This is a genomic window from Variovorax sp. GW821-FHT09A10 (genome assembly GCF_059418385.1).
In genome coordinates this window covers 96,853-109,604 of sequence record NZ_JBWKPT010000004.1, presented here as the reverse complement: position 1 = coordinate 109,604, position 12,752 = coordinate 96,853, and the positions used below count along the sequence as shown (strand labels likewise).

12 protein-coding genes are annotated in these 12,752 nt (G+C 69.3%); 2 read left to right on the top strand and 10 right to left on the bottom strand.

Annotation, left to right across the window (positions count from 1 at the left end; all coding sequences use genetic code 11):
• Nucleotides 1-21: 21 nt before the first annotated feature.
• The 5 genes from minE to AC07Q9_RS17170 all read right to left on the bottom strand — a co-directional run bounded on the left by minE (nt 22) and on the right by AC07Q9_RS17170 (nt 3,957).
• Nucleotides 22-294: a cell division topological specificity factor MinE gene (gene minE / locus AC07Q9_RS17190; RefSeq protein WP_056574726.1), complete on the bottom strand. Its 273-nt coding sequence runs from the start codon at nt 292-294 to the stop codon at nt 22-24.
• Nucleotides 295-296: 2 nt separating this feature from the next.
• Nucleotides 297-1,112, bottom strand: coding sequence for a septum site-determining protein MinD (gene minD / locus AC07Q9_RS17185; RefSeq protein WP_095747381.1), 816 nt, complete (start codon nt 1,110-1,112; stop codon nt 297-299).
• Nucleotides 1,113-1,180: 68 nt separating this feature from the next.
• A complete protein-coding gene (minC, locus tag AC07Q9_RS17180) occupies nt 1,181-1,957 on the bottom strand; it encodes a septum site-determining protein MinC (protein WP_099794337.1) in 777 nt (258 codons plus the stop codon).
• A 131-nt stretch (nt 1,958-2,088) separates the two neighbouring features.
• Nucleotides 2,089-3,375, bottom strand: coding sequence for a solute carrier family 23 protein (locus AC07Q9_RS17175; protein ID WP_489062283.1), 1,287 nt, complete (start codon nt 3,373-3,375; stop codon nt 2,089-2,091).
• A 159-nt stretch (nt 3,376-3,534) separates the two neighbouring features.
• Entirely contained in the window at nt 3,535-3,957 is a 423-nt protein-coding gene (locus AC07Q9_RS17170) for a hotdog fold thioesterase (RefSeq protein ID WP_495310900.1), read from the bottom strand.
• A gap of 87 nt (nt 3,958-4,044) precedes the next feature.
• Between AC07Q9_RS17170 and AC07Q9_RS17165 the strand changes: the two genes are divergently transcribed.
• Complete coding sequence (locus tag AC07Q9_RS17165; protein ID WP_495310898.1) at nt 4,045-5,370, top strand: AsmA family protein; 1,326 nt, start codon at nt 4,045-4,047, stop codon at nt 5,368-5,370.
• A gap of 154 nt (nt 5,371-5,524) precedes the next feature.
• Here the strand turns inward: AC07Q9_RS17165 and AC07Q9_RS17160 are convergent, their stop codons facing one another.
• From AC07Q9_RS17160 to AC07Q9_RS17150, 3 genes are all read right to left on the bottom strand, one after another.
• Nucleotides 5,525-6,868, bottom strand: coding sequence for a tripartite tricarboxylate transporter permease (locus AC07Q9_RS17160; protein ID WP_159274353.1), 1,344 nt, complete (start codon nt 6,866-6,868; stop codon nt 5,525-5,527).
• Nucleotides 6,869-6,909: 41 nt separating this feature from the next.
• A complete protein-coding gene (locus AC07Q9_RS17155; RefSeq protein WP_495310897.1) occupies nt 6,910-7,365 on the bottom strand; it encodes a hypothetical protein in 456 nt (151 codons plus the stop codon).
• 93 nt (nt 7,366-7,458) lie between these two features.
• A complete protein-coding gene (locus AC07Q9_RS17150) occupies nt 7,459-8,745 on the bottom strand; it encodes a hydroxymethylglutaryl-CoA reductase, degradative (RefSeq protein WP_495310895.1) in 1,287 nt (428 codons plus the stop codon).
• A gap of 137 nt (nt 8,746-8,882) precedes the next feature.
• Here AC07Q9_RS17150 and AC07Q9_RS17145 point away from each other — a divergent pair, with 137 nt between their 5' ends.
• Nucleotides 8,883-10,274, top strand: coding sequence for an aminotransferase-like domain-containing protein (locus tag AC07Q9_RS17145; RefSeq protein WP_495310894.1), 1,392 nt, complete (start codon nt 8,883-8,885; stop codon nt 10,272-10,274).
• 15 nt (nt 10,275-10,289) lie between these two features.
• Here AC07Q9_RS17145 and AC07Q9_RS17140 read toward each other — a convergent pair whose 3' ends face one another.
• Complete coding sequence (locus AC07Q9_RS17140) at nt 10,290-11,834, bottom strand: class I adenylate-forming enzyme family protein (RefSeq protein ID WP_495310893.1); 1,545 nt, start codon at nt 11,832-11,834, stop codon at nt 10,290-10,292.
• Nucleotides 11,835-11,884: 50 nt separating this feature from the next.
• The gene (locus AC07Q9_RS17135; RefSeq protein ID WP_495310892.1) at nt 11,885-12,667 is read right to left on the bottom strand and encodes a crotonase/enoyl-CoA hydratase family protein; all 783 of its coding nucleotides are present in this window, start codon (nt 12,665-12,667) and stop codon (nt 11,885-11,887) included.
• Nucleotides 12,668-12,752 lie beyond the last annotated feature (85 nt).

Genomic DNA, 12,752 nt, shown 5'->3' with positions numbered 1-12,752 from the left:
GGTTGATCGGGGTTCTGGCGCTCAGCGCGCCGGAACCGGATCGGGCAGTTCGATCTTGATGTCCAGCACTTCGAGGTTGTCCTGGGTTTCCAGGTGCACCTTGATGTCGTCGGCGTTGATCGACACGTACTTGGAAATCACCGCCACCAGCTCGCGCTGGAGCTCGGGCAGGTAATCGGGGCGCTTCTTGCCGCTGAGGCTGGAGCGCTCGTGAGCGAGGATGATCTGCAGGCGCTCCTTGGCGACGCTCGCAGTCTTCTTCTTCTCACCAAGCAGGAACGAAAGAAACGACATGCCTACTTGCTCCCGAAAATCCGTTTGAAGAAGCCGGGCTTCTCGGCGTCGACAAAGCGCATCGGCTTGTCTTCGCCAAGGAAGCGCGCGACCACGTCGCTGTACGCCTGGGCCACGTCGGTGTCCTTGTCGTGGATGGCGGGCACGCCCTGGTTGGAGGCGTGCAGCACGCTTTCCGACTCGGGGATCACGCCGATCAGCTTGATGCGCAGGATGTCCTGGATGTCTTCCAGCGAGAGCATCTGGCCGCCGGCCACCCGGTTCGGGTTGTAGCGGGTGATCAGCAGGTGTTCCTTGATCGGCTCGCCGCCGTCCTTGGCGCGCTTGGTCTTGCTGCTGAGCATGCCCAGGATGCGGTCCGAGTCGCGCACCGAAGAGACTTCGGGGTTGGTGACGATCAGCGCCTCGTCGGCGAAGTGCATCGCCATCATGGCGCCGGTCTCGATGCCCGCGGGCGAGTCGCAGATGATGTAGTCGAACTCCATGGCCGACAGGTCGTTCAGGATCTTCTCGACGCCTTCCTGCGACAGGGCTTCCTTGTCGCGCGTCTGCGAGGCGGCCAGCACGAACAGGTTGTCGCACTGCTTGTCCTTGATGAGCGCCTGGCTCAGGTTGGCCTCGCCCTGGATCACGTTGATCAGGTCGTACACCACACGGCGTTCGCAGCCCATGATCAGGTCGAGATTGCGCAGGCCCACGTCGAAGTCGATCACGGCCGTCTTCTTGCCGGCGAGCGCAAGGCCCGACGCGAAGCTGGCGCTCGTGGTCGTCTTGCCGACGCCGCCCTTGCCCGAGGTCACCACCACAATTTTGGCCATCGCCATTCCTTCTTGTTTCGATTCAGTTGTCGATTGATGCTCAGCGCTGCCGCGTTCCTGGTTTTTCATCAGGGAATCGCGTCGATCGCTATTTTTTTGCCGTCCAGGCGCACCTGGGCGGGCTTGCCCAGCACGGGCTCGGGCAGCGGCACTTCGTTCGTGCGGTAGATGCCCGCAATGGCCACCAGCTGCGCTTCCATGCAGGTCGAGAAGATCCGCGCCTCGGTGTTCCCGCGCGCGCCGGCAATGGCCTTGCCGCGCAGCGGCGCGTACACATGCACGTTGCCGTCGGCAATGACTTCGGCGCCGAAGCTCACGATGGCCGTCACCACCACGTCGCCGCCACGCGCGTAGATCTGCTGGCCCGAGCGCAGCGGCTTGTCGATCAGCAGCGTGCCGTTGGCCGGCACCGGCAGCTCGCGCACGATCTGCGGGGCCTCGGAGGCCGCAGGCGCCTCGGCGGGCGGGGCCGGCGGCCGGGGCGCGGGCGCCGAGGGCATGGCGGCCACCGACAGGCCGGCTTCACGCGCCGCGGCATGCTGCTCGGGGCTGCCGCCGCGCACGGCGATCGGCTGGGTCTGGTGGCGCGCCAACAGGCTGCGCAGGGCGGCAAAGTCGATCTCGGGGGCGGGAGTGTCGGCCTCGGCCGCCAGTTCCTGCAGCATCGAGAGGTCGATCACCACCGGCTCCTGCTCGAAGAAGTCGGGCGAATCCGCCAACTGGGCGTCGAGCGCCTCGGCCAGCACGTCGAGGTCGGCTGTCTTGAGGATCACTGCGATCAGCGGCAGTGTGGCGCTCTTGAATTCGAAAACCGCCTTGGTACGAGCGGCGGAAACATCGGCCATTGGAAAACGTGTGTGAACGTCGGTGCGAAAAGCGTTGGAGTCTAACGGGCGCCGGCCAAAGCCCGGTGACCGGCGCCGTGTTCACTGACCCCGCACAACAGTTATTGCACGAGGTTTCACTTTGTCTGCTCTCAGGCGTTGCGCGAACGGCCGAGCAGGGCGTAAAGGATGATGGCCCCGAAAGTGGCGGTTCCGATGCCGCCGAGCGCGAAGTCGCCGAACTTCAGCGTGAAGTCGCCGGTGCCGATGATCAGCGTGATGGCGGCCACGATCAGGTTCTTGTTCTGCGAGAAATCGACCTTGTTGTCGACCCAGATCTTGGCGCCGGCAATGGCGATCAGGCCGAACACCACGATGCTCACGCCGCCCATCACCGGCAGCGGAATGGCCTGGATCAGCGCGCCGAACTTGGGGCTGAAGCCCAGCACCAGCGCAATCAGCGCCGCCACCACGAACACCGCCGTCGAGTAGATGCGCGTGGCCGCCATCACGCCGATGTTCTCGGCGTAGGTGGTCACGCCGGTGCCGCCCGCGGAACCGCTGATGACCGTGGCGATGCCGTCGCCGATGAAGGCGCGGCCCATGTACGGGTCGAGGTTGCGCCCGGTCATGGCCGTCACGGCCTTCAGGTGGCCGAGGTTTTCCGCCACCAGGATGATCGCCACGGGCGCGATCAGCAGCATCGCGTTGGCTGTGAACACCGGCGCCGTGAAGGTCGGCAGGCCGACCCAGGCCGCGTTGGCGATGCCGCTCAGGTCGACCGGCTTGCCCAGGCCCATGCCGTTGGTGAGCGCGGCGTACACCAGCGTGGCCAGGATCAGGCCGATAAGGATCAACAGGCGCTGCACCATGCCGCGTGTGAACACCGCCACCAGGCCCACGCACAGGAAGGTCACGGCCTGCATCCACGAGTCGAAGTTGCTGGCCGCCATGTTCTTGATGGGAATGCCCGCCAGGTTCAGCCCGATGACTGCCACCACGGCGCCCGTGACCACGGGCGGCATGAAGCGCTCGATCCAGCCCGTGCCCACGGCCTGCACGATGGCCCCGATCAGGATGTAGACCACCCCGCAGGCCACGATGCCGCCCAGCGCCACCGCGATGTTGGCGTTGGCCCCCTTGCCCGCGTAGCCGCTGGCCGCGATCACCACGCCGATGAAGGCGAAGCTCGAGCCCAGGTAGCTGGGCACCTTGCCGCCGGTCACGAAGTAGAAGATGAGCGTGCCGATGCCGCTCATCAGGATCGCGATGTTGGGGTTGAAGCCCATCAGGATCGGTGCCAGCACTGTGGCGCCGAACATGGCGATCACGTGCTGGATGCCCATCGCGCCGGTCTGCAGCCAGGGCAGCCGCTCGTCGGGCGCGATGACGGCGCCATTGGCCAGTGTGGACACCGGCTTTTCAGTCCAGTTGAACATGTGTTTTCTTCTCCTCGGTTGGTGTGTGTTTGGGGGTCGACGCGCTCCCTGGGGCGAGATTGTGGTCGATCCACCCCCTGCTGAACACGGGTGCCACCCGCAAGAGGCGTACCAGCGGGAGAAGAAAGAAAAGAAGCGCCCGGAAGGCGCAGCCCGCGCTCAGCGCGGCTGCAGCACCGCCATGGTGATGCGCGAGACGCAGGTCAGCTCGCCCGCCTCGTTGGTCAGGTCGATCTGCCAGACCTGCGTGGTGCGCCCGCGGTGCACCGGCCGCGCCGTGCCGGTGACCCAGCCGCTGGTGGCCGAGCGGATGTGGTTGGCGTTGATGTCCAGGCCCACCGCACGGTCGCCCGCGGGGGCCGAGTAGTGCGCGCCGCAGGAGCCCAGCGTCTCGGCCAGCACCACCGACACGCCGCCGTGCAGGATGCCGTAGGGCTGGCGGGTGCGTTCGTCCACCGGCACGCGGGCGCGGATGAAGTCGTCGCCCACCTCCAGGAACTCGATGCCCAGGGCGGCCACGGCCGTGCCCACGTGGTTGGCGGTCAGCGATTCGACCGAGATCTCTTTCTTCCAGATACGCATGCAGGGGTCTCCGATACAGGGGGTGCGAGGGCACTATAGCGACGACGGCTGACAACCGCAGTCGCCTTTGCGTGCTACCTTGGGTCGATGACCTTTTCTCCGTTGCGGCGGTGGCTCCTGGGCTCGGTGGCGGTGCTGCTGCTGGGCATCGGCGCGCTGGTGGCGTTTGTGAGTTCGCGGCTGCCGAGCGACGCCGAGGTGGCGGCCCGGATCTCCGAGGCCTTCGCGCAGCGATTCGGCGTCGGCCTGAAGGTCGGCGGCGCCCACTGGGCCTTGCTGCCGACCCCCGTGCTCGTGCTCTCGGACATCGCCACCGACCAGCCGCGTCCCGTCACGTTGCGCCGCGTCACGGCGCAGCTGCAGCTGTCGCCGCTGCTGCACCGCGTGATTGCCGTCGACGAACTCGAGATCGAAAGCCTCGTGCTGCCGCGCGAGTCGGTGCGCGCCTTCCGCGGCAAGGGCCCCAAACCGCAGGAGGGCGGCAACGTCGTCGCGCTGCCCGCGCCCTGGACGTTGGCGCCCGTCCCGCTGGAACGGCTGCGCTGGCGCGACGTGGTCTGGATCGACCGGCGCGACATCGCGCTCGCCTACGACGGCGAGATCGCCTTCGACGCGCAGTGGCGTCCGCGCCAGGTCCGCGTGGAGCGGGCCGGCGTGACGCCGCCTGCCCGCCTGCGCCTGGACCGCGAGGCCGGCCAGGACCGCTGGCGCACCCGCATCGACGTGGGCGGCGGCACGTGGAACGGTGTCTCGCGTTTCGAGACGCTGCCTGGCGGCACGCTGCGCCTGTCGGCCGAACTCGACCCGCACCAGATCGACATCGAAGGGCTGGTGCAGGCCTTCGGCCGGCGCACCTCGGTGGCCGGCAAGGTCAGCGGAAGTTCCACGCTCGTGGCCGAAGCCGACAAGGCGCAGGACCTGGGCGCGCTGATGCGCAGCCTGCACACGCGCACCACCTTCTCGGTGCAGCCCGCCACGCTGACCCGCCTCGACCTGGCCAAGGCCGTGACCACCGCCGGCATCAGCCGCGGCGGCACCACGGCGCTGGACGAACTCACTGGCACGCTCGACACCCAGGGCACCGAAGACGGCATCGTGATGCGCTACACGAACCTCAAGGCGCGCTCGGGCGTGCTCACGGCGAGCGGCAACCTGCGGCTGTTCAACCGCCAGATGTCGGGTGAGATCGCGGTGGACCTGGTCGATGGCGTGGTCGGCGTGCCGCTCAAGATCGGCGGCACCGTGGCCGAGCCCGAGGTGTCGATGACCGGCGGCGCGCTCGCGGGGGCGGCGGTTGGCAGCGCGGTGCTGCCGGGGGTGGGCACGGCGATCGGGGCGCGGGTGGGGCAGCAGGTGGAGAAGCTGTTCGGTGGGGATGAGCCGGCGAAGAAGAAGCCTGCATTGAAGCGCTGACTGGCTGCCGTCGCGTTCAGGGCGTGTGCCCAGGCCACCGGGTACTTCCCTCCGCGAATGTCCCCCGGGGCTTCGCCCCTCCTCCTTGATTTCGCTGCGGGAAGCACCCAGTGCCCTGGGCACTTGGACGCGCTGCTGGTGTGCGGCCGGCCGATCAGGAGAAGGCCTTGATCACCGCCGGCACCGTCAACACCGCCGTGTAGTAGCCCATGAACTGCACGCCCGTGTTGAAGCCGATGGCACGCGACAGCAGCCCGCCGAGCAGGCCCATCGTGAGGATCACCAGCAACCCGAGCAGCTGTCCCTCCCACACGCTGATCACCACGATCAACCCGACGAAGGTCGCGATGATCGCTTCGTGGCTCACCTTGCGCGAGACGAACAGCGCCGCGCGGCGCGCGAAGTTCATCGTGAAGGGGTAGGCCACCAGCGCCGCGAGCACCACGGCCAACATGCCGTAGCCCAGGAACTCCCAGTGGTTCAGCAGGTTGTGCAGGTTGTGCGTCTGGCCCGTGGCCGAGTCGATGGTGAACACCGGCGGCGCGTTGAACAGCGGCGCGGCGGGGCCGGCCGCCACGGGGCTCAGCGGCAGGCCGATGGCGATCAGCGGGATCAGCGCTTCGGCGATGTAGGTGGCCTCGGTCACGCCGTTGCGCGCGGCCAGCGTGGTGGTGAGGCGGTGGTACGCATGCTTGATGCGCGAGCCGACCAGCTCGCCCAGCACCACCGTCATCGCGACCGGGCTGAACACGAAGGTGGCGCTGGAGATCGCGGCGGTCGCGAAGGTCCACTTCACCTGGCCGCGGTCGAGCACCTTGAACGGGTTCGGGAAGTAGCCCGACCAGCCCTTCACGTCGGGCGCGAGCGAGAAGGTGCGGACCTTGTCGCGCTTCATGCGCGCACGCGCCGCGGGCGAGATCACCGAGAACAAATCGGCCACCAGCGGCCCGATGGCAATGCCCAGGAAGTAGCTGATGCTGAGCTTCACGCCGTACTTGCCGGTGAGCGCCTGCAGCGCCACGATCACCATCACGAACGGCACCAGCGTGGCCACCGAGGCCCAGCGCCCGCTCGAGAACCAGGCAATGGCCACGGCTGCCACCACGAAGATCCACGGCGCCGCCTTGGTGATGGCCGCGCCGTACGGCGCCAGCAGCACCGCGAACAGCACGGCCAGCGGCACCGCGAGAAAGGCCGCGATGATCGCGCCCGACACCATCTTGCGCAGCGCGATGTGCGGCACGCCCAGGTTGCGCAGCACGTTGGCGTCCTGCAGCAGCGGCGTGGCCATGGTGTCGCCCGGAATGCCCAGCAGCGCCGTGGGCACCGCGTGCGTCATGTGCTTGGCGACGGCAGCGGCCAGGAAGAAGGTGAACACGCCTTCGGGCGGCACGCCCAGCAGCACCACCAGCAGGGTGAGCGGTGCGAGCGTGGTGGTTTCGTCGGTGCCCGAGACGAGGCCGATGGCCGCGAACACGATGGCGCCCACGAGGCCCATGCCGGTGGCGACGAGGATCTGGTTGAAGAGAGCTGCGTCGATCACGAGGCGGCTCCTTCGGCGGCCTTGGCGGCCTGGGGCTTGTACGACGCGAACAGCTCGTAGATCTCGAGCTCCTTCATCTCGCGCACCACCACGGGCGGCAGGTCGTCCACCGAGCCCAGGTCGCCGTGCTCGGCGGCCAGTTCGGCCAGCACCTCTTCGCGCCAGCGCGGATCGGCGGCGGAGCCTTCGACCACTTCGCGCTTGGGCGTGAAGAGCTTCGCGCAGATCACGCCCGAGACCACGCAGCCGCCCAGGCCCGCGAGCATCGCGTAGGCCCGCGCCAGTTCGGGCGTGCTCACCACGCTCGCGAGCACGCGGCTCGCCACGAGGTAGCCCGTGAGGCTCACCGCGACGCCGATCGCGATCGACCACGCGAGGTGGCCCAGGTCGGCCGTGTCGCCCCATATCTCCACCAGCCGCCAGCGGGCGGGCGTTGCACTGTCTGCGTTCATTCGAGTTGTCTCCGTCTGTGGTTGTGTGACGGCCGCGTGCGCGACCGCCGCGGTGGGGGCCGCGGACCTTGGTGCGGGGCTCCCCCGCGGTGCTTACTTCTTGCGCAGTGCGTCGAGCAGTGCGACGGCGCGGTCGGTGCGCACGTCGTGCTCGGCGGCCATCTGTTTGGCGATGGCGTCGATCTCGTCGCCGGTGGCGCCCGCGACCAGCGCGATGTTGCGGGCGTGCAGCGCCATGTGGCCGCGCTGGATGCCTTCGGTGGCGAGCGCGCGCAGGGCGCCAAGGTTCTGCGCGAGGCCCACGGCCACCGCGACTTCGCCGAGTTCCTGCGCCGACTTCACGTCGAGGATCTTCAGCGCGAGCCGTGCGAGCGGGTGCGTCTTCGTCGCGCCGCCGACCAGGCCCACCGGCATCGGCATCTCGATGGTGCCGACCAGCGCGCCGCCCGCGTCCTTCTCCCATGTGGTGAGCGAGGTGTAGCGCCCGCTGCGGCAGGCATAGGCATGCGCGCCGGCCTCCACCGCGCGCCAGTCGTTGCCGGTCGCGACGATCACCGGGTCGATGCCGTTCATGATCCCCTTGTTGTGCGTCGCCGCGCGGTAGGGGTCGATGGCCGCGAAGGTGTAGGCGTCGATCACGCCCTCGACCACTTCTTCGCCGCTGCGCTCGCGCGTGGCCAGCACAGAGGATGCGAGCCGCACGCGCGCACGCGACAGCCGCAGGTCCGCCAGGTTCGACAGGATGCGCAGGCGCACCGTGCCGCCCGTGAGCTTCTCGACCAGCGGCGACACCGCCTCGGCCATCGTGTTGACCGTGTTCGCGCCCATCGCATCGCGCACGTCGACGATCAGGTGCATCACCACCATCGCGCCGCGCGGCGTGTCGCCGAACACATGCACCTCGATGTCGCGGCAGCCGCCGCCCAGGCCGATCAGCACCTTGTCGCGGCTGTTCGCCACGGCCAGGATCTCGTCGCGCGCACGCAGCAGCGCCAGCCGCGCACCGTACGGGTCGGTGATGCCGATGACCTGCACCTGCGCGCGCATCAGCGGTCCGGTGCTCGAGGCCTCGAAGCCGCCGCCTTCGCGCGCCAGCTTGGCCATGAACGAGGCGGCGGCGACCACCGAGGGTTCTTCCACCGCCATCGGCACGAGGTAGTCGCGCCCGTTCACGGTGAAGTTGCCGGCCACGCCCAGCGGCAGCTCGAAGGTGCCGATCACGTTCTCGACCATGCCGTTGGCGCGCTCCACGCCCAGCGCGCCGGGTTGCGCGAGCAGCGCCACCTCGTCGTCGGTGAGCGCGGCGGCCTGTGCGATGTGGGCCAGGCGTTGGGCGGGCGTGAGTGCGCGGAAATTGGGAATGCGGGAATCGGCGGCCATCGGTGCGTGTCTCTTCGGAAGGTGAATTCGGGAGCAGGCAATTTAGGCCGGCTGTACCGCCCGCGGAAGGCACAGTTTGGCGGGACAGTGCGGACAGTGGTGCGCCGCCACGCCTCGCTGTGTCACAGTCCAAACCCATGACCACGATCGCCGATTCGCTCGCCGACACCCTCGCGCGCCAGATCGCGAGCGGCGCCTACAAGGCCGGCGACAAGCTGCCCTCGCTGCGCGAACTCGCGCAGCTGCACGGCTATGCCAAGAACACCGTGGTGGCCGCCTTCGAGCTGCTGGTGTCGCGCGGCCTCGTCGAGCCGCGGCGCGGTTCGGGCTACTACGTGCTGGCACAGGCCACGGCCACGCCCAAGCCCGCCGAGGACGACGCCGGCAGCCTCGGCCGCGCGATGGACATCGTGTGGCTCATGCGCGAGCAGCTCAAGACGCAGCCCGATGCGGTCGCCGTGGGCGACGGCTTTCCGCCCGTCGAATGGCTGGCCGATGTGCGCCTGGACAAATACCACCCCAAGGTCGTGCGCACGGGGCTCGGCGCGCTGTTCCGCTATGGCAGCCGCTTCGGCTATGCGCCATTGCGCGACCACCTCGTGCGCAAGCTGGCCGACTTCGGCATCGGCGCCGAGCCGCGGCAGATCGTGCTCACGCACGGCGCCAACGAGGCGATGGACATCGTCATCCGCTACTTCGTGCCGCCCGGCGGCAAGGTGCTGGTCGACGACCCGGGCTACTACCCGCTGTTCGGCAAGCTCAAGCTCGCGGGTGCGCAGATGCTGGCGGTGCCGCGCCTGGCCGACGGGCCCGACCTCGAGGTGCTGGAGCAGCTGCTCATTGCCGAACGGCCGCGCCTGTTCTTCACGCAGTCGCTCGCACACAACCCCACGGGCTCCGACATCTCGCCGGCCAAGGCCTTTCGCGTGCTGCAGCTGGCGCAGAAGTACGACCTGCTGATCGTCGAGAACGACCCGCTGGCCGACTTCAAGCCCACGGCGCTGCCGCGCCTCTCGGCACTCGACCAGCTCGAGCGCACGATCTACATCGGCAGTTTCTCGAAGTCGTTCTCGGCGGCGCTGCGCGTGGGCTTCATCGCCTGCGGGGCGGATCTCGCGAGCGACCTGGCCGACCTGAAGGCGCTGATCCACGTGAGCAGCTCGGAGTACAGCGAGCGCACGGTGGACGTGATCCTGAGCGAGGGCCACTACCAGCGGCACCTCAAGCGGCTGCAGCAGCGGCTGGGCGAGGCCACGCGCGACGCGCTGAAGCTGTTCGACGCCGTGGACGCCGAGGTCTTCGCGCGCAGCCCGCAGTCGCTCTACATCTGGGCCGCGCTGCCCGGCGTGTACGACTCGCTGGCCTTCGCGAAGGAACTGCTGCCGCGCAAGATCGTGATGGCGCCGGGGCGCATCTTCAGCGTCGATTCGACGCAGGTCTCGCGCTGGTCGCGCTTCAATGTGGGCGCCATGGCCGACCCGCGCTTTGCGAAGGCGCTGCGCACCGCGTTGCGGCGGCGCGCAGGCTGACCGGCCGGCAGCGCACTAGCCGCGGTGCAGCTCGCGCAGCTGCCGGCGGTTGAGCTTGCCCACCGCCGTCTTCGGGATCTCGCGGGCGAACAGCACGCGCTGCGGCTTCTTGTACGAGGCGAGCTGGTCCGCCACGTGTGCGATCAATGCGGCTTCATCGGCCTGCTGGCCTTCGCGCAGTACCACCACCGCAGTGACGATCTCCACCCACTTCTCGTGCGGCAGGCCGATGACCGCGCACTCGCGCACGGCGGGGTGCGTCATGAGTGCGTTCTCGACCTCGCGCGGGTAGACGTTGTAGCCGCCGCTGATGATCATGTCGGAGGTGCGGTCCTTCAGGTGCAGGAAGCCGCGCGCGTCGAACTGGCCCACGTCGCGCGTGCGCACCCAGCCGCCGTCGACGAAGGTCTCGGCGTTGAGCCCGGCCGCGTTGTGGTACCCCGACACCGCCGAGGGCGCGCGCACCGCGATCTCGCCGGGCGTGCCGGGCGGCACGTCGTTGCCGGCTACGTCGACCAGCCGCAGCTCGACGTCGATCGCCGGCTGGCCGCAGGCGTCGAGCAGCTCGTCGGTGTGGTCTTCGGGGCGCAGCACCGCCAGGCACAGCGGCACCTCGGTCTGGCCGTAGTACTGCCAGAAGCGGTGCTGGCCCCAGGCCGCCATGGCGCGCCGGATCACCGCGCGCGGCATCGGCGAGGCGCCGTAGATCACGTAGCGCAGCGCGGCCACGTCGGTGTGCGCGATGTCGGGGTGCTCGAACAGCATCTGCAGCATCGTCGGCACGAGGTTGATCGCGGTGATGCGCTCGGCCTGCAGCGTGCGCAGGAAGGCGCCCGGCTCGAAGCCCGGCAGGATCACCGTGCGGCCACCGCGCAGCCAGAAGGGCAGCACGAACACGCCGCTCGCATGGATCAGCGAGGCCGCGTGCAGCATGGCGTCGTCGGGCGTGGCGGGCAGCAGGTTGAGCAGCACGTTGCGGCAGATCGCCGCGTACGAGGCCTGCGTGTGTTGCGCCGCCTTCAGCGTGCCGGTGGTGCCCGAGGTGAAGAGCGTGAGCACCACGTCGTCGGGCGGGGGCTCGAACGCCGGCGCCTGCGTGGCGCACGACAAGGCCTGCGCGAACAGGTCGGCGGCGCCGTCGAGCGACGCGCCCAGGCCCATGCAGGCCAGGCCCGACACGGCCTCGCGCAGGGCCGCCGCGCGATCGGCGAGGTCGGGGCCGAACACGAGGTGCGTGCAGCCGGTGTCGGCCACCATGCGCGCATGCTCGGCCAGCGAGAGCCGCGCGTTCAGTGGCACACGGTTGATGCCCGCCTTCACGCAGGCGAAGTCCAGCGGCACGCTGTGCAGGCCGTTGTTCAGCAGCAGCGCCACGCGCGTGCGCGGTGCGGCGCCGGCGGCATGCAGCGCATGGGCGAGCCGGCTGCTGAGCTGGTCGACCTCGGTGAAGGTCATCGACTGGTCGCCGTAGACGATGGCGGTGCGCGGGCCGTGCTGCAGGGCGCCGCGGCGGATCAGTTCAAGGTAGGTCGGGCCACGGGCGGGCGAGGGGGAAGGCAAGGCGTGTCTCCAGGAAGTTCTAGGTGTGCGAAATCGGAAAGGTGGCAGCGTCAGCGTTTGAACTCGCCGTGGCGCCCGGCGCCGCCGGCAAAGCGCGCGGCGCCGGCCTCGCCCTCGGCCGCGACGATCGGCACGCCCTGCGCGCCTTCGCGGCGCAATGCTTCGGCCAGCGGCAGGTCCCACTGCTCGAAGGCGGAGCGGCGGTCGGCCAGCATGCATTGCTGCGGGAAGGCGGCGATCTGCTGTGCCAGTTCCTGCGCGGCGGCGAGTGCGCCGCCCGGCGGCGTGGTGCGGTTCACCAGGCCCATCGCCAGCGCCTCGGCGGCAGACACCGGCCGGCCCGTGAGGATCAGGTCGAGCGCGCGCCCCATGCCCACGAGGCGCGGCAGCCGCACCGTGCCGCCGTCGATCAGCGGCACGCCCCAGCGGCGGCAGAACACGCCGAACACCGCGTCGTCGTCGGCCACGCGCAGGTCGGCCAGCAGCGCCAGCTCGAGCCCGCCCGCGACCGCGTAGCCGTTCACCGCCGCGATCAGCGGCTTGGACAGCGCCATGCGCGTCGGGCCCATCGGGCCGGCGCCGCCGCCGTCGGGGTCGAGTTCGTTGCGGCGCGCCGGGTCGCCCACGGCGCCCAGGTCGGCGCCGGCGCAGAAGTGGCCGCCGGCGCCCGTCAGCACGGCCACGCGCAGCGCGTCGTCGGCCTCGAAGCGCTCGAAGGCCGCGCGCAGCTGGGCGGCCACGGCGCCGTCGACCGCATTGCGTTTGTCGGGGCGGTTCAGCGTGAGCGTGCAGACGGGGCCGTCCACCTCCCAGGTCACGAAAGGCGTGGTCATGTGCGGGGTCCTTCCGGAGAAAAATGGCGGGAATCAGTCGGTCTCTGGCATCCTAGGAAACATTTCTTTATTTCGCAAACATGGA

What these genes read in the sequence shown, in the direction of transcription:
- AC07Q9_RS17160 (WP_159274353.1), bottom strand. Translation starts at nt 6,868, where the DNA reads ATGGGCCTCGTGGGCGCCATCGTGTTCGCGGCCATCGGCCTCGTCTCG.
- AC07Q9_RS17135 (WP_495310892.1), bottom strand. Translation starts at nt 12,667, where the DNA reads ATGACCACGCCTTTCGTGACCTGGGAGGTGGACGGCCCCGTCTGCACG.
- AC07Q9_RS17145 (WP_495310894.1), top strand. Translation starts at nt 8,883, where the DNA reads ATGACCACGATCGCCGATTCGCTCGCCGACACCCTCGCGCGCCAGATC.
- AC07Q9_RS17175 (WP_489062283.1), bottom strand. Translation starts at nt 3,375, where the DNA reads ATGTTCAACTGGACTGAAAAGCCGGTGTCCACACTGGCCAATGGCGCC.
- minC (WP_099794337.1), bottom strand. Translation starts at nt 1,957, where the DNA reads ATGGCCGATGTTTCCGCCGCTCGTACCAAGGCGGTTTTCGAATTCAAG.
- AC07Q9_RS17165 (WP_495310898.1), top strand. Translation starts at nt 4,045, where the DNA reads ATGACCTTTTCTCCGTTGCGGCGGTGGCTCCTGGGCTCGGTGGCGGTG.
- AC07Q9_RS17150 (WP_495310895.1), bottom strand. Translation starts at nt 8,745, where the DNA reads ATGGCCGCCGATTCCCGCATTCCCAATTTCCGCGCACTCACGCCCGCC.
- AC07Q9_RS17170 (WP_495310900.1), bottom strand. Translation starts at nt 3,957, where the DNA reads ATGCGTATCTGGAAGAAAGAGATCTCGGTCGAATCGCTGACCGCCAAC.
- minE (WP_056574726.1), bottom strand. Translation starts at nt 294, where the DNA reads ATGTCGTTTCTTTCGTTCCTGCTTGGTGAGAAGAAGAAGACTGCGAGC.
- AC07Q9_RS17155 (WP_495310897.1), bottom strand. Translation starts at nt 7,365, where the DNA reads ATGAACGCAGACAGTGCAACGCCCGCCCGCTGGCGGCTGGTGGAGATA.
- minD (WP_095747381.1), bottom strand. Translation starts at nt 1,112, where the DNA reads ATGGCCAAAATTGTGGTGGTGACCTCGGGCAAGGGCGGCGTCGGCAAG.